17 protein-coding genes are annotated in these 18,819 nt (G+C 70.5%); 7 read left to right on the forward strand and 10 right to left on the reverse strand.

Going from position 1 to position 18,819, the window contains the following annotated elements:
- Positions 1-56 precede the first annotated feature (56 nt).
- The 4 genes from nrdH to nrdF all read left to right on the forward strand — a co-directional run bounded on the left by nrdH (position 57) and on the right by nrdF (position 4,087).
- Positions 57-290: a glutaredoxin-like protein NrdH gene (nrdH, locus tag EDF38_RS10795; protein WP_123355428.1), complete on the forward strand. Its 234-nt coding sequence runs from the start codon at positions 57-59 to the stop codon at positions 288-290.
- A 95-nt stretch (positions 291-385) separates the two neighbouring features.
- A complete protein-coding gene (gene nrdI, locus EDF38_RS10800; RefSeq protein ID WP_123355429.1) occupies positions 386-802 on the forward strand; it encodes a class Ib ribonucleoside-diphosphate reductase assembly flavoprotein NrdI in 417 nt (138 codons plus the stop codon).
- A 26-nt stretch (positions 803-828) separates the two neighbouring features.
- Positions 829-2,934: a class 1b ribonucleoside-diphosphate reductase subunit alpha gene (gene nrdE / locus EDF38_RS10805; RefSeq protein WP_199734733.1), complete on the forward strand. Its 2,106-nt coding sequence runs from the start codon at positions 829-831 to the stop codon at positions 2,932-2,934.
- A 127-nt stretch (positions 2,935-3,061) separates the two neighbouring features.
- Complete coding sequence (nrdF, locus tag EDF38_RS10810) at positions 3,062-4,087, forward strand: class 1b ribonucleoside-diphosphate reductase subunit beta (protein WP_233572391.1); 1,026 nt, start codon at positions 3,062-3,064, stop codon at positions 4,085-4,087.
- A 196-nt stretch (positions 4,088-4,283) separates the two neighbouring features.
- On the opposite strand, the gene EDF38_RS10815 is transcribed toward nrdF, so the two are convergent.
- The 4 genes from EDF38_RS10815 to EDF38_RS10830 form a co-directional block, all read right to left on the reverse strand.
- Entirely contained in the window at positions 4,284-6,077 is a 1,794-nt protein-coding gene (locus EDF38_RS10815) for a beta-galactosidase family protein (RefSeq protein ID WP_123355431.1), read from the reverse strand.
- A 109-nt stretch (positions 6,078-6,186) separates the two neighbouring features.
- Positions 6,187-7,542 carry an ABC transporter substrate-binding protein gene (locus EDF38_RS10820; protein WP_123355432.1) on the reverse strand — a complete coding sequence of 452 codons (1,356 nt, stop codon included), beginning with the start codon at positions 7,540-7,542 and terminating at the stop codon, positions 6,187-6,189.
- An 89-nt stretch (positions 7,543-7,631) separates the two neighbouring features.
- Complete coding sequence (locus EDF38_RS10825; RefSeq protein WP_123355433.1) at positions 7,632-8,579, reverse strand: carbohydrate ABC transporter permease; 948 nt, start codon at positions 8,577-8,579, stop codon at positions 7,632-7,634.
- 2 nt (positions 8,580-8,581) lie between these two features.
- Positions 8,582-9,526, reverse strand: a complete 945-nt coding sequence (locus EDF38_RS10830; RefSeq protein ID WP_123355952.1) for a carbohydrate ABC transporter permease — start codon at positions 9,524-9,526, stop codon at positions 8,582-8,584.
- A gap of 87 nt (positions 9,527-9,613) precedes the next feature.
- Here EDF38_RS10830 and EDF38_RS10835 point away from each other — a divergent pair, with 87 nt between their 5' ends.
- The gene (locus tag EDF38_RS10835; RefSeq protein ID WP_123355434.1) at positions 9,614-10,663 is read left to right on the forward strand and encodes a LacI family DNA-binding transcriptional regulator; all 1,050 of its coding nucleotides are present in this window, start codon (positions 9,614-9,616) and stop codon (positions 10,661-10,663) included.
- Between the two features lie 78 nt (positions 10,664-10,741).
- On the opposite strand, the gene EDF38_RS10840 is transcribed toward EDF38_RS10835, so the two are convergent.
- Genes EDF38_RS10840 through EDF38_RS10850 form a run of 3 tightly spaced genes read right to left on the reverse strand, consistent with a single transcriptional unit; the run spans position 10,742 to position 13,902 of the window.
- A complete protein-coding gene (locus EDF38_RS10840) occupies positions 10,742-12,016 on the reverse strand; it encodes a kynureninase (RefSeq protein WP_370275624.1) in 1,275 nt (424 codons plus the stop codon).
- A 10-nt stretch (positions 12,017-12,026) separates the two neighbouring features.
- Positions 12,027-13,091, reverse strand: coding sequence for an amidohydrolase (locus EDF38_RS10845; RefSeq protein ID WP_123355435.1), 1,065 nt, complete (start codon positions 13,089-13,091; stop codon positions 12,027-12,029).
- A gap of 10 nt (positions 13,092-13,101) precedes the next feature.
- Complete coding sequence (locus tag EDF38_RS10850) at positions 13,102-13,902, reverse strand: class I SAM-dependent methyltransferase (protein ID WP_199734698.1); 801 nt, start codon at positions 13,900-13,902, stop codon at positions 13,102-13,104.
- Positions 13,903-13,973: 71 nt separating this feature from the next.
- On the opposite strand from EDF38_RS10850, the gene msuE reads away from it, so the two are divergent.
- Both msuE and EDF38_RS10860 read left to right on the forward strand, forming a co-directional pair.
- Positions 13,974-14,654, forward strand: coding sequence for an FMN reductase (msuE, locus tag EDF38_RS10855; RefSeq protein WP_123355437.1), 681 nt, complete (start codon positions 13,974-13,976; stop codon positions 14,652-14,654).
- Between the two features lie 80 nt (positions 14,655-14,734).
- Complete coding sequence (locus EDF38_RS10860; protein ID WP_123355438.1) at positions 14,735-15,169, forward strand: hypothetical protein; 435 nt, start codon at positions 14,735-14,737, stop codon at positions 15,167-15,169.
- Positions 15,170-15,257: 88 nt separating this feature from the next.
- Here EDF38_RS10860 and EDF38_RS10865 read toward each other — a convergent pair whose 3' ends face one another.
- From EDF38_RS10865 to EDF38_RS10875, 3 genes are all read right to left on the reverse strand, one after another.
- The gene (locus EDF38_RS10865; RefSeq protein WP_123355439.1) at positions 15,258-16,793 is read right to left on the reverse strand and encodes an alpha-N-arabinofuranosidase; all 1,536 of its coding nucleotides are present in this window, start codon (positions 16,791-16,793) and stop codon (positions 15,258-15,260) included.
- Between the two features lie 84 nt (positions 16,794-16,877).
- Positions 16,878-17,828 carry a carbohydrate ABC transporter permease gene (locus tag EDF38_RS10870; protein WP_233572392.1) on the reverse strand — a complete coding sequence of 317 codons (951 nt, stop codon included), beginning with the start codon at positions 17,826-17,828 and terminating at the stop codon, positions 16,878-16,880.
- Positions 17,825-18,793 carry a carbohydrate ABC transporter permease gene (locus EDF38_RS10875; protein ID WP_123355440.1) on the reverse strand — a complete coding sequence of 323 codons (969 nt, stop codon included), beginning with the start codon at positions 18,791-18,793 and terminating at the stop codon, positions 17,825-17,827. Before EDF38_RS10875 ends, EDF38_RS10870 begins: the two co-directional genes overlap by 4 nt.
- Positions 18,794-18,819: the final 26 nt, after the last annotated feature.

Below are 18,819 nucleotides of genomic sequence, written 5' to 3' on the forward strand. Positions count from 1 at the left end.
GCACCAGAACCACCGCGTCCGACCTCCCGTGTCGGCCCGAGAACACAGGGGAACCCATGGCCATCACCGTCTACACCAAGCCGTCCTGCGTGCAGTGCACGGCCACCTACCGCGCCCTCGACAACAAGGGCATCGAGTACGAGGTGCTCGACGTCACGGCCGACGACGCCGCCCTCGAGACCGTCAAGGCCCTCGGCTACCTGCAGGCCCCCGTGGTCATCGCCGACGACGACCACTGGAGCGGCTTCCGCCCCGACAAGATCGCCGGTCTGGCCGCGCGCATCTCCTGACCCGCGCCTCCTCGCGTCCCCCGGCCGGTGACCAGTCGGCCGGGCGACGCGACAGCGAGACGGAACGCACCGCGAGCAGGGAGGCGGCCAGCACCATGACCCACCTCGTCTACTTCTCGAGCGTCTCGGGCAACACCCACCGCTTCGTCCAGAAGCTCGGCGTGCCCGCAGAGCGCATCCCCCTGTTCCCGTCGGAACAGCCGCTCCACGTCAGCGACCCCTACGTGCTCGTCCTCCCCACCTACGGCGGGGGCGAGGGCCGGGGCGCCGTGCCGAAGCAGGTCATCCGGTTCCTCAACGACGAGCGCAACCGCTCGCTCATCCGCGGAGTCGTCGCGGCGGGCAACACCAACTTCGGCGAGGGCTACTGCCTGGCCGGCGACATCGTCGCCGCCAAGTGCGACGTGCCCCTCCTCTATCGATTCGAGGTCTTCGGGACCCCGGAGGACGTCTCCGCAGTACAGAACGGATTGGAAGAATTTTGGACGCAGCAGTCGACGATCTCGAAGTGATCGCAGCTCCCGGCCAGGGCATGACCATGGACTACCACTCGCTCAACGCGATGCTGAACCTCTACGGCCCGTCCGGCGAGATCCAGTTCGACAAAGATCGAGAGGCGGCGAAGCAGTACTTCCTGCAGCACGTCAACCAGAACACGGTCTTCTTCCACAACCTGCGCGAGCGCCTCGACTACCTCGTCGAGAACGAGTACTACGAGCTGGCGACCATCGAGCAGTACGACTTCTCCTTCATCGAGAAGCTGAACGACCTCGCCTACTCGAAGAAGTTCCGCTTCCAGACCTTCCTCGGCGCGTTCAAGTACTACACCTCGTACACGCTCAAGACGTTCGACGGCAAGCGCTACCTCGAGCGCTTCGAAGATCGAGTGGTCATGACCGCCCTCGGCCTCGCCCAGGGCGACGAGCAGCTCGCGATCGACCTCGTCGAGGAGATCATCGGCGGGCGCTTCCAGCCGGCCACGCCGACCTTCCTCAACACGGCGAAGGCGCAGCGCGGCGAGCTCGTCAGCTGCTTCCTGCTGCGCATCGAAGACAACATGGAGTCGATCTCGCGCGGCATCAACTCGTCGCTGCAGCTCTCCAAGCGCGGCGGCGGCGTCGCCCTGTCGCTCTCGAACATCCGCGAGGCGGGCGCCCCGATCAAGCAGATCGAGAACCAGTCGTCGGGCATCATCCCCGTCATGAAGCTGCTCGAAGACAGCTTCAGCTACGCGAACCAGCTCGGTGCGCGTCAGGGCGCCGGCGCCGTGTACCTCAGCGCCCACCACCCCGACATCATGCGGTTCCTCGACACCAAGCGCGAGAACGCCGACGAGAAGATCCGCATCAAGACGCTGTCCCTCGGCGTCGTCGTGCCCGACATCACGTTCGAGCTCGCCAAGAACAACGAAGACATGTACCTGTTCTCGCCGTACGACGTCGAGAAGGTCTACGGCGTGCCCTTCGGCGACGTGCCGATCAGCGAGAAGTACCGCGAGATGGTGGCCGACGGCCGCATCAAGAAGACCAAGATCAAGGCGCGCGACTTCTTCCAGACAATCGCCGAGATCCAGTTCGAGTCGGGCTACCCCTACATCGTCTTCGAAGACACCGTGAACGCGGCCAACCCGATCAAGGGCCGCATCAACATGTCGAACCTCTGCTCGGAGATCCTGCAGGTCAACACCCCGACCACGTTCAACGAAGACCTGTCGTACGACGTCATCGGCAAGGACATCTCCTGCAACCTCGGCTCGATGAACATCGCGCTGTCGATGGACGCCCCCGACTTCGGCAAGACGGTCGAGACGGCGATCCGCGGCCTCAGCGCCGTCAGCGACATGAGCCACATCCAGTCGGTGCGCTCGATCGAGGTCGGCAACGACCAGTCGCACGCCATCGGCCTCGGCCAGATGAACCTCCACGGCTACCTGGCGCGCGAGCACGTGCACTACGGCAGCGAGGAGGCGATCGACTTCACGAACATCTACTTCTACACGGTGCTGTTCCACGCCCTGCGGGCCTCGAACACCATCGCGATCGAGCGCGGCGTCACCTTCGGCGGCTTCGCCGACTCGAAGTACGCGTCGGGCGAGTTCTTCGACAAGTACACCGAGCAGGCGTGGGTGCCCGCGACCGAGCGCGCGGCCGGCCTCTTCGCCGCGTCGGGCGTCGCGATCCCCACGCAAGAGGACTGGCGTCAGCTGAAGGCCAGCGTCATGGAGCACGGCCTGTACAACCAGAACCTGCAGGCGGTGCCGCCGACCGGGTCGATCTCGTACATCAACCACTCGACGTCGTCGATCCACCCGATCGCGTCGAAGATCGAGATCCGCAAGGAAGGCAAGCTCGGCCGCGTCTACTACCCGGCGCCGTTCATGTCGAACGACAACCTGGAGTACTACACCGACGCGTACGAGATCGGCCCCGAGAAGATCATCGACACGTACGCCGCGGCGACGCAGCATGTCGACCAGGGGCTCTCGCTGACCCTGTTCTTCAAGGACACCGCGACGACGCGCGACATCAACAAGGCGCAGATCTACGCATGGCGCAAGGGCATCAAGACGATCTACTACATCCGTCTCCGCCAGCTCGCCCTCGAGGGCACCGAGGTCGACGGCTGCGTCTCGTGCATGTTGTGAGCGCCGCCGACCCTTCAGCGCACCGCATGCTCTAGGCCCCACGGCCACCCGGCGCGGGCCGGTCTCGACGACCGGCCCGCGCCTCCCGAACTGACACCCACGGCACCACCCCGACGGAAGAGATGACATGACCATCACCGACAAGCTCGACGCAGTCGCCGGCGACCCGGTGCACGCGACCGGCAAGTCCGTGCCGCTCGTGCGCAGCGTCAACGCGATCAACTGGAACCGCATCCAGGACGACAAGGACGTCGAGGTGTGGAACCGCCTCGTCAACAACTTCTGGCTGCCCGAGAAGATCCCGCTGTCGAACGACGTGCAGTCGTGGAACACGCTCACGCCGGAGGAGCAGCAGCTCACCATGCGCGTGTTCACGGGCCTGACGCTGCTCGACACCATCCAGGGCACCGTCGGCGCGATCAGCCTCATCCCCGACGCGATCACGCCCCACGAGGAGGCCGTCTACACGAACATCTCGTTCATGGAGTCGGTGCACGCGAAGAGCTACTCGTCGATCTTCTCGACCCTCGCGTCGACGCCCGAGATCGACGACGCCTTCCGCTGGTCGGTCGAGAACCCGAACCTGCAGAAGAAGGCCCAGATCGTCCTCGACTACTACACGGGCGACGACCCCCTGAAGCGCAAGGTCGCCTCGACGCTGCTCGAGTCGTTCCTCTTCTACAGCGGCTTCTACCTGCCGATGTACTGGTCGTCGCGCGCGAAGCTCACCAACACGGCCGACCTGGTGCGCCTCATCATCCGCGACGAGGCCGTGCACGGGTACTACATCGGCTACAAGTTCCAGAAGGGGCTCGAAGGAGCCTCGGACGAGCGCAAGCAGGAGATCAAGGACTACACGTTCAACCTGCTGTTCGAGCTCTACGAGAACGAGATCCAGTACACGCAAGACCTCTACGACTCCGTCGGCCTGACCGAGGACGTCAAGAAGTTCCTGCACTACAACGCCAACAAGGCGCTGATGAACCTCGGTTACGAGCCGATGTTCCCCAAGGAGACGACCGACGTGAACCCGGCGATCCTGTCGGCCCTCTCGCCGAACGCCGACGAGAACCACGACTTCTTCTCGGGGTCGGGCTCGTCGTACGTCATCGGCAAGGCCGTCAACACCGAGGACGAGGACTGGGACTTCTAGCCCCGAGCGCACCACCGCACCACCCCGGAGGCGGTACCGACCAGACCAGGTCGGTGCCACCTCCGTCGTCGTCCGGGGGAGGGCGGGACGCGCGACACCCCCGGACCAGCGCCGCACCGTCGGTCCTGAGGGTGCAACGCCGGGCGGGGGGTGCGAGGCCCGGCCGGCCGGGCCGGGCCGGCCGGGCCGGGCCGGTCTACTGCTCGGTGTGGCCGAGGTCGGGCCGGGCGACGAACGACACGACCGGGGCCGCGGCGGCGCCCGTCTCGAACACGACGAGATCGTTGTCGCCGGCGCGCAGCTGCTCGCCCGGCACGTAGAGCGTGTGCTGCGGGCCGCGCGTCCAGTAGCGGCCGAGCGCGAAGCCGTTGACGAACACGACGCCCTTGCCCCACGAGCGCGTGTCGAGGTAGAGGTCGTGCGGCTCGTCGAGCGTCACCGTGGCGTGCGCGACGAGGGGCCCGTCGAACGACGAGACCCCCGGCGTGCCCGGCTCGCCGGTGCCCGCCAGGGCCGCGACGACCGCGTCGAGGTCGAGCGGCGTGCTCTCCCACCCGACGAGCTCCTCGCCGTCGAGCAGCGCCGGGCCGATCAGGCCCTTCGCCTCGCCGATGCGGACGCCGTAGTTGACGCGTCCCTGGTCCTCGACGAGCACCTCCAGCACGGCGCCCGGGGGCACGGCGATCGCGCGCTCGTGCTGGTCGCGCTGCAGCACGCCCACCCGGCGCCCGTCCACCGACACGACGGCGCGGTCGCGCACGCCGGCGAACGACAGCACGCGCGACGACCCGCCCGCGGGCAGGGCGACCCGGTGCCGCGAGAAGCCGCGGTACGTGCCGAGCGCGTCCATGGTCGGCACGGCGTCGCTCGCGAGCCAGGACGCGTCGGCGCCCGCGAGCCCGACGGCCTCCGCCAGCGGCACCGCCTGGTCGAAGGTCGTCGCCAGCACGGGCGCGTCCGAGCGCGTCGACGGCACCTCGTCGGGCACCGGCATGTGCCGAGCGATGACGTCACGGAACGCGAAGAACTTCTCCGTCGGCCACCCGGCCTCGTCGAGGGGGGCGTCGTAGTCGTACGACGTGACGTGCGACTGGTACGTGCCCTTGTGGTTGGCGCCGTTGGTGAAGCCGAAGTTGGTGCCGCCGTGGAACATGTAGACGTTCACCGACGCACCGGCCGTGAGCAGCGCGTCCAGCTCGCGCGCCGCCTCCTCGACCGGGGTGGTGTGGTGGTGCTCGCCCCAGTGGTCGAACCAGCCGTCCCAGAACTCCGAGCACATCAGCGGCCCGGTCGGCTGGTGGCGGCGCAGCGTGGCGAGCCGCTCGGCCGCGCGCGAGCCGAAGCTGCCCGTCTTGTGCAGCTCGGGCAGGCTGCCCGCCTCGAGCATCTCGTCGGTCGGCTGGTCGACCGTGGTCAGGGGCACCACCACGCCGGAGGCGCGGGTCAGGTCGACGAGGTGCCGCAGGTACCCGGAGTCGTCGCCGTACGCGCCGTACTCGTTCTCGATCTGCACGAGCACGACGGGGCCGCCGTGGTCGATCTGGCGGGGGACGACGATCTCGTAGACGCGCTCGAGGAACTCGTCGACGGCGGCCAGGTAGAGCGGCTCGCTGCGGCGGACGCCGACGGCGGGGTCGTCGAACAGCCAGCCGGGCAGGCCGCCGCCGTCCCACTCGGCGCAGATGTAGGGGCCGGGCCGCACGATCGCGTGCAGGCCCTCGGCGGCGACGAGGTCGAGGAACCTGCCGAGGTCGAGCCCGGCGCTCGTGTCGAAGTCGCCGCGGCGGGGCGAGTGCGCGTTCCACGCGACGTAGGTCTCGATGGTGTTGAGGCCCATCAGCCGGGCCTTGCGGATGCGGTCGGCCCACTGGTCGGGGTGGACGCGGAAGTAGTGCAGGGCACCCGCGACGACGCGGTGGGGTGCTCCGTCGAGCTCGAAGTGCTCGGGTCCGATGACGAAGCGGGTGCTCGTGGGGGCGGTGGTGCTGATGGTGTTCCTCCGAGGGGGACGTGACGGCGGGGGACGTGGCGACGGGGAGGCGCGACCGGGGTCGCGCCTCCCCGCTGCGGTGGTGAGGCGGTGCTGTTGCGGTGGTGTACTACTTGGTCTCGACCGTGAAGCCCTGCTGCTCGCCGTAGGCGGCGGTGGCCTTCGCCCAGTCCTCGAGGACGGGGTCGAGCGAGGTGCCGTTGGTGTACGCCGACGACGCGCTGTCGCTGAAGATGCTGTTCGCGTAGACCTGGAAGGGCAGGTACTGCCAGTCGGGCAGCACGTCCTTGGCGGCCTGCGAGAGCACCTCGTTGATCTTCTGGCCGCCGAAGTACTCGGGAGCCTCGTTCAGGAAGGTCTCGTCGTCGAGGTCGGCGACGGTCGAGGGGAACCCGCCGGCGTCGAAGGAGATCTGACGACCTTCCTCCTCGGCGGTGGCGAACTTGGTGAACTCCGCCGCGACGAGCTTGTTCTGCGACTGGTCCATGACGGCGATGGACGATCCGCCGTTCTCGGCGGTCGCGGTGTCGCCCTCCTCGTACTGGGGCATGGGGGCGACGCGCCACTGGCCGGAGCCCTCGGCGGCCTGGGCCGTCAGGTTGCCGGGCATCCAGGCGCCGGTGAGCATCGTGGCGATCGAGCCGTCGCCGAGGGCGCGGAACCACTCGTCGGTCCAGCCGGGGGTCTGGGCGAGCGAGCCGTTCTCGACGAGCGTGTTCCAGGTCGAGGTCCAGCGCTTGGCGCCCTCGTCCTGCAGGTCGATGGTGACGTTCTCGCCGTCGACCGTGTAGGGGTGGCCGCCGGCCTGCCAGATCATGCTCGTGGTGAAGCCGGCGTCGCCGGTGTCGCCCGCGATGTACTGGTTCGGGTCGGCCGAGTGCATCGTCTCGGCGGCCGCGAGGTACTCGTCCCAGGTCTTCGGCACGGCGATGCCGTACTTGTCGAAGACGTCCTGGCGGTAGAACATCGCCATGGGGCCCGAGTCCTGGGGGAGGGCGTAGACCGCGTCGCCGTCGGTGACGGAGTTCCAGGTCGAGGCCGTGAAGTCCTCCTCGAGGTCGCCGTAGCCGTAGCCGCTGAGGTCGGCGAGCGAGCCGCCGAGCGAGAACTGCGGGATCGCGAAGTACTCGACCTGGGCGACGTCGGGCGCGCCCTTGCCGGCCTTGATGGCGTTCTGCAGCTTCGTGTACTGGTCGGCGCCGGTGCCGACGTTCTGCACGTCGACGGTGATCTCGGGGTGCGCCTTCTCGAACGCCTCGGCGATGGGCTCGACCGCGGGGGCCCAGGCCCAGACCGTGATGGTGCTCTTCTGGTCGAGGGCCGCGGCCAGCTCGTCGGACGAGGCCGTGTCGCTGCTGGCGCCGCCGCCGGCGCCGGAGGAGCACGCCGCGAGGGAGCCCGCGAGGGCGATGCCGAGGCCGAGGGCGACGACGCGCCTCGCGGTGCGGGGGAGGGATCGGGTCATGGTGGTGGTGCCTTTCACTTCGTCGTGGAGGTGGTGGTGCGGGGTGGTGCTGTGGGGGACGGTGCGGAGGGAAGGTCGGGGAGAGGTCGTCAGGCCTTGACGCCGCCGGCCGAGAGGCCGGACTGCCAGTAGCGCTGGAGGAAGAGGAACGCGACGACGATCGGGATGATCGCGAGGAACGAGCCGGTGATGACCAGGTTGTAGATCGGGTCGCCGCCGACGGTGGTCGACTGCGCGTTCCACTGGTTGAGGCCGACGGTCAGCGGGTACCAGCGCGAGTCGCTCAGCATGATCAGCGGCAGGAAGTAGTTGTTCCAGGTCGCGACGATCGAGAAGAGCAGCACCGTGATGAGGCCGGGGCTCAGCAGGCGCAGGCTGATCGTGAAGAACGTGCGCACCTCGCTCGAGCCGTCCATGCGGGCGGCCTCGAGGATCTCGGTCGGCACGGAGTCGACGGCGTAGGTCCAGATCAGGTAGAGGCCGAACGGGCTGATCAGCGACGGCAGGATGATCGCCCACGGGGTGTTCGTGAGCCCGAGCTGGCTGAACATGAGGAAGGTCGGGACCGCGAGGGCGGTGCCGGGGATGGCGACCGCGCCCAGGACGACCGCGAACACGGCCTTCTTGCCCGGGAAGTCGAACTTCGCGAGGCCGTAGCCGGCCAGCGTGGCCAGGAGGGTCGCGCCTCCGGCCCCGACGACGACGTAGAGCAGGGTGTTGCCGAGCCAGCGGACGAACTCGCCGTCGCCGTAGGTGAAGACGCCGCGGATGTTGTCGAACAGGGCGAAGTCGCCGCTGAACCACAGGCCGAAGGAGCTGAACAGCGCCTCCTGCGTCTTCGTCGAGTTGACGAGCAGCCAGAACAGCGGCAGCACCGAGTAGATGAGCAGCAGCGCCATGACGAGCGTCAGCAGGATGCTGCGCTTGTCGCGGGGGGCGCCGGCGCGGCGCTTGCGGGCCTGCGTCGCGCGGGTCGGGGCGACGGTGGGCGTGCCCTGGTCGGGCGCGGCGATCGGGGAGCCGGTGAGGGTCGACATGGTCAGGAGTCCTTCCGGGAGCCGACGAGCTGGACCACGTAGGCGACGGCCATCGTCAGGACGCCCATGATGATGGCGATCGCGGCGGAGTAGTTGTACTGCTGGCCCGCGAACGACAGGTTGTAGGCGTACATGTTCGGCGTGAAGTAGGTGCTGATGGCGTTCGGGGCGAGCGTCTGCAGGATGTTCGGCTCGTTGAAGAGCTGGAAGCTGCCGATGATCGAGAAGATGACGCCGATGACGAGGGCTCCGCGGATGGCCGGCAGCTTGATGTTGCGGACGATGCGGAACGGGCCGGCGCCGTCGAGCTCGGCGGCCTCGTAGAGGTCGGGCGAGATGACGCGGAGGGCGGCGTAGAACAGCAGCATGTTGTAGCCGACGAACTCCCACGTGACGATGTTGCCGATCGACGCGAGCACCCAGCTCTGCGAGAGCAGGTCGGGCAGGTCCCAGCCGGTGGCGTCCTCGAGGTTGCCGACGAGGCCGAAGCGGTTTCCGTAGATGAAGCCCCACATGAGGGCGGCGACGACGGCGGGCACGGCGTACGGCAGGAAGATCGAGATGCGGAAGAACGCCGTCAGGTGCAGGCGGGCCGAGTCGAGGGCCAGGGCGGCGGCCAGGGCGACGATCAGCATGATCGGCACCTGCACGACGAGGAAGAGCGCGACGCGGCGGAGCGAGTCCCAGAAGTTCGGGTCGGTCAGCGCCTGGACGTAGTTCTCGAGGGCGACGAAGGAGTTGCCCCCGATCATCTGCTCCTTGAACAGGCTGAGGTAGATCGCGTAGACGACGGGCGCGACGAGCACCAGGGCGAAGACGACGAGGAAGGGGAGCACGAAGCCCCAGCCGGTCCACCGCCGCTTGTCGCGGCGGATCGGGCGGTCGCCTCGGGGCGCGGCCTGGGCGGCGCCCGGCCGGGCGGCCGCAGGTGTCGACAACGTCGTCATGGTGATCCACTTCATCGGGGTAGGCCTCGTGAACACCGCTGCTGATCCAGCTTGGTGTTTACGTAAACATCTGGGATGCTCGCAACCATGACACTTCCGACGGCGGACGTCAAGTCGGCCCCCGCCCGCCTGCCTCGAGGCCGAACGGTCTCGATGGCCGACGTCGCCGCGCGTGCCGGGGTCTCGTCGCAGACCGTCTCCCGCGTGTCGAACGGCGCCCGCAACGTCGAGGCGGGCACCCGTCAGCGCGTGCTCGACGTCATGGCCGAGCTCGGCTACCGGCCGAACAGCGCAGCGCGGGCGCTCAAGACCGGGCGCTTCCGCAGCATCGGCGTCATCATGTTCACCCTGTCGACGCTCGGCAACATGCGAACCCTCGACGGCATCGTCACCGCGGCGTCGGGCGCGGGCTACACGATCACCCTCATGCCGGTCGCCCAGCCGACCGAGGGCGAGGTCGCCGGGGCCTTCAGCCGCCTGCAGGAGGAGGCGGTCGACGGCGTCGTCATCATCATCGAGGCGCACATGCTCGACCGTGCCGACGTCATCGTGCCGGTGGGCCTGCCCGTCGTGATCATCGACTCCGACGCGGGCGAGCCCTACGTCGTCGTCGACACCGATCAAGAGCAGGGCACGCGGCTCGCGACTCAGCACCTGCTCGACCTCGGGCACACGCGCATCGTGCACGTGGCCGGCCCCGCGACGTCGTACTCGGCCACCCGACGGTCGACGGCCTGGCTCGGGGCGATGCGCGACGCCGGCCTCGATCCCGAGGCGCCGCTGCAGGGCGACTGGACCACCGCCTCCGGCTATCGGCTGGGCCTCGGCCTCGCCGCCCGCGACGACGTCACCGCGGTCTTCGCCGCCAACGACCAGATGGCCCTCGGCGTCATGCGGGCGCTGCACGAGAGCGGGCGCCGCATCCCCGACGAGATCAGCGTGGTCGGCTTCGACGACACCGACGAGTCGGGGTCGTTCTGGCCGCCGCTCACGACGGTGCACCAGGACTTCGGCGGCATCGGCTCCCGCTCGATGCGGGTCATGCTCGAGATGCTCGACGGGGCGCCGCCCTCGGACGACCGCATCGTGCCGACCCGCCTCGTCGTCCGGCGCAGCTCGGGGCCCCCGCCCGCCTGACGCCGTCCGCGACGGCCGCCGCGTCCGTGTCGCGCTCGACGCCGACCGCGGGCGATCACCGCCCCGGGGAGGCGCGCCTCAGGCCGCCCGCAGCGCCTCCCGCACCGCGGCCAGGCCGACGCGCACCTCGGCGAACGTGGTGCTGAGCGGCGAGAGCCCGATCCGCAGCCCGTCGGGGTTGCGGAAGTCGGGCACGACGCCGTCCGCCCACAGGGTCGTGACGACCTCGCGGAACGCCGGGTGCGTGATCATGACGTGGCTGCCGCGGCGCTCGGGCTCCCGCGGCGTCGCGACCTCGACGCCGAGGGGCACGAGCCACGCGTCGACGAGGTCGAGGGCGTACCCGGTGAGGGCGAGCGACTTCGCGCGCACCGCGTCGAGCCCGGCCTCCTCGAGGGCGTCGAGCATGTCCTGCATCGCCTGCAGGCCGACCACCGGGGGAGTGCCGCTGACGAAGCGCCTCACGCCCCGGGCCGGCTCGTACCCCGCCGCCATCGCGAAGACGTCGGCGGCGCCCATCCAGCCCTGGATCGGCGGCGCGAGCACGCGGGCCTCGTCGGCGAGCAGCGCGGCCGAGGCGTAGACGAACGCGGGGGCGCCGGGCCCGCCGTTGAGGTACTTGTAGGTGCAGCCGACCGCCAGGTCGACGCCCCATGCGTCGAGCTCGGTCGGCACGACCCCGACCGAGTGGCAGAGGTCGGCGACGAGCAGCGCGCCGTGTTCGTGGACGAGGCTCGCGATCGCCGGCAGGTCGGCGACGAACGCCGAGCGGTACGACACGTGGTTGACGAGCACGACGGCCGTGTCGGGCCCGAGCACGGGCGCGAGCAGCTCGGGCGTCACGCCGAGCGTCGGGTCGACCTCCACCCAGCGCACGACGGCGCCGCGCTCGCGGGCGATGCCCTCGACGACGAAGCGGTCGGTCGGGAACTGGTCGTCGTCGATGACGATCTCGGTGCGGCCGGGCCGGGCGTCGAGCGCCGCGCGGATCGCCTTGTAGAGCAGCACGGTGGTCGAGTCGCCGACGACGACCTGGCCCGGCGCCGCGCCGAGCGCGATCGCCCCGATGCGGTCGCCCACCTCGGTCGGCAGGCTCATCCACCGCTCGTCCCACGAGCGGATGAGGCGCGTGCCCCACTCCTCGCGCAGCAGCCGGTCGAGGCGCGCGGCCGTCGCGGCCAGCGGTCGGCCGAGCGAGTTGCCGTCGAGGTACGAGACGACGTCGCCCGCGGGCAGGAAGCGCCCGACGAACGCGGCGAGCGGGTCGGCCGCGTCGAGCGGCCCCGCCGGCAGGTCGGCCGGTGCGCCCGCCGGCTCGAGGGCGGACGAGGAGGCGCGGGTCGGGTCGGTCACCCCGCCCACGCTAGTCCGCGGCCGCGGCCACGAGCGTGTCGACGGTGAGCACGGTCGCCTCCGCGAGCCACGCCGCCGCCCGCCCCTCGTCGAGCTCGCCGGTCGGCGGCGCGCTCGGGATCCACGTGGCCCGCCTCGACCAGTGCCGCCCGTCGTGCCCGGCGTCGAGGGAGTCGTCGCTGCCGAGGGCGTGCAGCAGCGCGTCGAGGCCGAGCCCGCAGCGTTCGAGGGCCCGCAGCTCGCGCTCGTTCACGCCGACCGGCAGCTCGCCGTTGCCGAGGTCGGTGCCGTAGAGGACGTGCCCGCCCGCGGCGCGGAAGCGGGTCAGGTTGGCGACGGCGATCTCGTGCGTCGGGCCGCGGCGGCCCCGGCCGTGGATGTCGAGGGTGCTGATCCACGTGCCGTCGGCCGCGACGTCGACAAGGTCGTCGGTGAGAACCTCGCTGAAGGGCGCGTGCGCGAACCGCAGCAGGCCGGCGTCGAGCGCTCGACGCGCCTGGCCGACGCCCTGCACGTGCGCGATCGTCAGCAGCTGCACGTCGGCCGCGGCCTCGACGATGGCGTGCAGCACGGCGTCGCCGAAGACCGGGCCGACGTCGGAGTTGAGCGTGACCTTGACGACGGAGGCCCCGAGGTCGCGCATGCGCCGTACCTCGCGGTGGGCGTCGGCGGCGTCGGCCACCTCGACCGAGGCCGTGCTCGGGGCCCAGCCGGCCCGGCTCGGGTAGCCGCCGGGCGGGCAGAGCAGGCCGCCCGCGACCTGCGCCTCCGGCCATGCGTCGTCGAGGCGGCCGTGCTCGGGCCAGAGGCTGGCCTCGTCCGGGTCCCAGCCGAGGTCGAGCACCCGGCCGATCCCGCCGGGGCCGAGCGCGACCGGGTCGACCAGGCCGAGGTGCACGTGCGAGTCGGTGAACGGCGAGAGGAGCGTGCCGCGCAGGTGCGGCAGCCCGCCGGAGGCGGCGTCGGGGGCGCCGAGCAGGTGGATGCCGGCGTCGGAGGCGCGCACGACGTGCGGGCCCAGCCATCGTCCCGACCAGACGTGGTCGACCGTGACGAGCCGCGCCTCCAGGTCCATGGGGTCGACCCTACGCGGGCAGGGTGAAGCGGCTGCAGCGGGTGACGTAGGGCAGGCGCACGAGGTCGACGCCGCGCGTGTCGCGGTGCGTGTCGAGCAGGTGCTCGACGTCGCGCAGCACCTGCGCGCGATCGTCGTCGGTGAGCGTGATGACGTAGCTGCGCGAGGCGACCATGGCGAGGAACGCCTCGCGGTCGAGCTCGTGCACCCACTCGACGTCGTGGCGCTCGCCGGGGCCGAAGGGAGCGCCGACGACCGGCGACCCCGACTGCATGTCGCGCTCGGCGGGCTGGTTCAGCACCCGGCTGAGCTCGGCGAGCCACGGCACGGTCTCGTCGCGGATGTTCCACACGAGGCCGAGGGTGCCCCCGGGGCGCAGCACGCGGGCGACCTCGGGCACGGCCCTCTCGGGCTGCACCCAGTGCCAGGCCTGCGCGACGAGCACGGCGTCGACGGAGGCGTCGGGCAGCGGCATGCGCTCGGCCGACCCGGCGACCGAGCGGGCGGCCGGGACGACCTGCTCGAGGACGGCGCGCATGCCGTCGCTCGGCTCGACGGCGGTGACGGCGACGCCGGCGTCGAGCAGCGCGCGCGTGAACTTGCCCGTGCCCGCGCCGAGGTCGACGACGTCGCGGGCGCCGTGGGGCAGCAGCCAGCCGACGGCGTCGCGGGGGTACGGCGGGCGGCCGCGCTCGTACACGTCGGCGGCCCGGCCGAAGGAGGCGGCGTGGGCGACCCGCGGGTCGGTCGGGTCGAAGTGCTCGCCGGCGGGCGCGTCGGTCGGGGCCGGCTCAGGTAGGTGATGCGTCACCAGGACACCCTCGCACGACTCATGTCGTCACACGGGCTGCGTTACGTCGGCGGCCGGGGGAGCATGACGGCATGACGCAGAACCCTCCGCACCCGAGCCGGCCGACGGCGACCCCGCTGCGCGTCGTCGCCGTGTCGGGCACCCTCAGCACCCCGTCGAAGACCGACGCCCTCGTCGAGGCGATCCTCGACGAGCTCGCCCTCGTGCTGCCGATCGAGCGGCACGTCATCCGCGTGAGCGAGCTCGGGCCGCTCTTCGCGGGGGCGCTCACGCGCGACGAGCTCGACGAGCGGGTCGAGCGCGAGCTGCGGGCCATCGAGGGGGCCGACCTGCTGATCGCGGCCTCGCCGGTGTACCGCGCCTCCTTCACCGGGCTCTTCAAGCACCTGTTCGACTTCGTCGAGCAGTACGCGCTCGTCGACGTGCCCGTGATGCTCGCCGCGACCGGCGGCAGCGAGCGGCACGCGCTCATCCTCGAGCACTCGCTCCGGCCGCTGTTCGGCTTCTTCCAGGCGCTGACGCTGCCGCTCGGCGTCTACGCGCACGCGAGCGACTTCACCGACCGGCGCGTGACGGCGCCGCTGCTGCAGGAGCGCATCCGCGCCGCGATCGCCCGGGGCCTGCCCCTCATCCGCTCGAGCATCGCCGAGAAGGAGCGCATCGAGCGCGCTGTGGCCGGCGACGACGGCGCACGGCCCGACCTCCGCGCGGCGGAGCTCGACCTGACGACGCCGACGCGCCTGTTCAGCTAGCGACCGCGGTGAGGGCCCCGGCGGGAGGTCCCTCCCCGAGGAGGACGACCGCCGCCACGACCAGGGGTTATCGTGGGCGGATGTCCAGCGACCCGATCGACCCCGCGCGTCCCTCCGAGCCCGCCTCCCGCGGCGTCGAGGCGGCGCGGCGCGAGATCCGCGACGACGAGGCCAAGCGCGTGATCGGGCTCCTGGCCGACGGCGTCCTGCCCGAGCGGGCGGCTCGCTGGGTCGCCGACGGCGTCGACGACGAGCACGCGCGCGCCCTCGCCGACACGGCGGGCATCCCGCTGGAGGCGCGGCTCGACCACCTGGCACGCCTGGCCGCCTCGCAGGGCCTCGCCTTCGCCGGGCCGCGCGAGGCCAGGGCCCACCACGGGCAGGCCGTGATCGCGTCGATGACGGCCGAGAGCGCGGCCGCCGACTCCCTCGCCTTCTCGAACGGCTTCAGCGACACCATCGAGGAGTCGGTGCGCGACTCCATCTCGCGGCTCTTCCCGCGCCGCAAGAAGTAGGCACGGCGGCGGCGGCGACCCGCGCACAGCGAGGCGGGCACGTCCGCACCCGGTGTGGACGTGCCCGCGTCATGTGTGGCGCGGAGCCTCAGGCCTGGGCGACCTCGAGCTCGACGACGGCCCACGACAGGGCCGGCAGCGTCAGGCGGACGCTGCCGCCGTCGACCGTGACGCCGTCGAGCGGCACGAGGCCGACCGCGTCCTGGGCCTGCTCCGTGTTGGCGGTGAAGCGGTCGCCGCCCTCCGGCACGGCCAGCACCTCGGCGCGGGTGACGCGACCGTCCGCGAAGCCGCGGAGGACCAGCTCGACGTCCGCCGCCTCCTCGAGTCCGCGGTTGGCGAGGAAGAACGCGACGCGCCCGGTCTCTTCGTCCCAGGTCGAGCTGACGTCGACGAGGTCGGCGTCGCCGTACTTCGGGGTGTCGATCTTGTCGCTCGTCACGACGGTGCGGAGGATCTCGCCCTTCGCCAGCGCCGCCATGCGGGCGAACGGCCAGAAGATCGTCTGGCGCCAGGCCGGTCCGCCCTGCTCGCTGCGGATCGGGGCGATGACGTTGACGAGCTGCGCCTGGTTGGCGATCTTCACCCGGTCGCCGTGGCGCAGCAGGGAGTTGAGGAAGGTGCCGACGACGACCGCGTCCGTGACGTTGTACTGGTCCTCGATGAGGCGCGGGTGCTCGACCCAGCCCTTCGAGACGTTGTGCGGCTGGTCGTCGGTGTCGAGGCCGGTCTGGTACCAGACGTTCCACTCGTCGAACGAGATGTGCACCTGCTTGTCGTGCTTGCCCGCGGCCTTGACGCCGTCGATGGTCGAGACGACCTCCTCGATGAAGGCGTCCATGTCGACCGCCGTCGCGAGGAAGCTCGTCGCGTCGCCGTCGTGCTCCTGGTAGTAGGCGTGCATCGACACGTAGTCGACCTCGTCGTAGGCGTGGGTGAGCACCTCGTGCTCCCAGGCGCCGAAGGTCGGCATGCCGCGGCCCGAGCTGCCGACGGCGACGAGCTCGATCGTGGGGTCGACGAACTTCATCGCCTTGGCGGCCTCCTGCGCGAGGCGGCCGTACTCGGCGGCCGTCTTGTGGCCGATCTGCCACGGGCCGTCGAGCTCGTTGCCGAGGCACCAGAGCTTGATGTCGAACGGGTCGGCCGCGCCGTTGGCGATGCGGCGGTCGCTCAGCGCGGTGCCGCCCGGGTGGTTGGCGTACTCGACGAGCTCGCGGGCCGCGTCGACGCCGCGGGTGCCGAGGTTGACGGCCTCCATCACCTCGACCTCGGCGAGCTTCGACCACTCGACGAACTCGTGCAGGCCGAAGGCGTTGGTCTCGACGGTGTGCCACGCGCCGTCGAGGCGGCGGGGGCGCTGGTCGACGGGGCCGACGCCGTCCTCCCAGTTGTAGCCCGAGACGAAGTTGCCGCCGGGGTAGCGGACGACGGTCGCGCCGAGCTCCTTGGTGAGGTCGAGGACGTCGCGGCGGAAGCCCTTCTCGTCGGCGGTCTCGTGGCCGGGCTCGTAGATGCCGGTGTAGACGCACCGGCCCATGTGCTCGACGAAGGAGCCGAAGAGGCGGCGCGGCACGGAGCCGATCGTGAACTCGCGGTCGACGGTGATGCGGGCGGTGGTCATGGTTCTCCTAGGTAGAGGGGGAGCGGCGTGCTGGCGGTGATGAGGGTCGGACGGGAGGGGCGCGGATCGAGCGAGGCGCGGCTGCTACTGCCCCCCGAACCCGGTGGTCGAGATGCCCTTGATGATCTGGCGCTGGAAGAAGAGGAACACGAGGATGAGCGGCAGGGCCGCGAGGATCGCCGCGGCCATGTTCTGCGCGTACTGGATGCCGTACGCGCTCTTGATCGTCTGCAGCCCGACGGGCAGCGTGAGCAGCGACGCGTCGTTCGTGACGATGAACGGCCAGAGGAAGTTGTTCCACGCGCCGATGAAGACGAAGATCGACACCGCGCCGAGGATGGGCCGCGAGAGCGGCAGCAGGATCGTGAAGAAGACCCGGATGCGGCCGGCCCCGTCGACGCGGGCGGCGTCCTCGAGCTCGATCGGCACCTGGTCGAAGAACTTCTTCAGCACGAAGACCATGGCCGGCGCGATCGCCTGCGGCAGGATGATGCCCCAGTACGTGTCGACCATGTCGAAGGCCAGCATCTGGTAGAAGAGCGGCACGATGAGCACCTGCGGCGGGATGATGATCGACGCGATCGTCGCCACGTAGAGCCACTTCTTGCCGCGGAAGTCGAGGCGCGAGAAGGCGTAGGCGACGAGCGCCGAGGTCGCCACGACGATCAGCGTGATGACGATCGACGTGAACAGGCTGTTGAAGAGCCACGTCGGGATGTTGCCCTGCTCGAGGATCGCCCGGTAGGCCTGCAGGGTGAAGCCGCCCGCGGGCAGCCAGGTCTGCGGGGTGGCGGCGGCGTCGGCCTCGCTCTTGAACGACGTGGCGAGCGACCAGAGGAAGGGCAGCAGCCAGAGCACGGCGAGGACGACGAGCACGAGGACGCTCAGCACCCCCATGACGCCGAAGCGCGACTGGCCGGGCTTGTGCCCGCCGCTGCCGCCGCGGACGGGCGAGCCGGCCCTCCCGGCGCGACGGCCGCGGTCGGCCGTCGGTGCGCGGAGGTCGCTGGTGGGGGCGACGGCAGGTGCGGTCATCGCTGGGCTCCCTTGCGGTTGCGGGCCGTGATCGAGAACTGCGCGATCGAGATGACGACGATGACGGCGAAGAAGATGTACGAGATGGCGCTCGAGTAGCCGAAGCGGTAGCCGGTGAAGCCCGACTCGAAGATGTACTGGACGGTCGAGCGCGTCGTGCCCGCGGGCCCGCCGTTCGTCATCTGGTAGATCTGGTCGAAGACCTTCAGCGACGCGAGCACCTGCAGGATGACGATGAGGCCGGTGGTCGGGCCGAGCTGCGGGATCGTGATCGAGAACAGGGAGCGCCAGCGACCGGCGCCGTCGAGCGAGGCGGCCTCGTACTGCTGGTCGGGGATGTTCTGCAGCGCGGCCAGGTACAGCAGGAAGTTGAAGCCGACCGTCCACCAGACCGTCGTCGCGACGACGGCGACCATGGCCGTGTCCGGGTCCTGCAGCCAGGCGGGCTGGGGCAGGCCGAGGGTGGCGAGGACGTTGTTGATCGGGCCGAGGGTCGGGCTGTAGAGCTGGATCCAGAACAGCGAGACGACCGTCGACGCGAGCAGGTACGGCAGGAAGAAGCTCAGGCGCCAGAGCCACTGCCCGGGCAGCCCCGTGTTGACGAGCAGCGCCAGCACGAGGGCGATGACGACGAGCGGCACCGTGCTCAGCAGCGTGAACCAGAAGGTGTTGAGCATCGAGCGCCACATCGCGCCGTCGCCGAACGCCTCGACGTAGTTCGCGAACCCGATCAGCTCGCCGCCCTGGCCGGTGAGGCTCTGGCCGGTGAAGCTGAGGTAGAGGCCGTGCAGCAGGGGCCACACGAGGAAGAGTCCGAACAGGATCGTGAACGGGGCGGCGAAGCCCCAGCCGATCCGGTTCTCGCCCGAGCCGCCGGAGCGCCTCCGCGCCGTCGTGCGGCTGCGGTCGCTGGCCGCGCTGCGGTCGGCGGTCGCCGCCGGGGCCTTGGCCGTCGTGGTCGTCACAGATCGACTCCTTCGTCGTCGTGCAG

The sequence above is a fragment of the Frigoribacterium sp. PhB160 genome, assembly GCF_003751785.1.
Classification (GTDB): domain Bacteria; phylum Actinomycetota; class Actinomycetes; order Actinomycetales; family Microbacteriaceae; genus Frigoribacterium.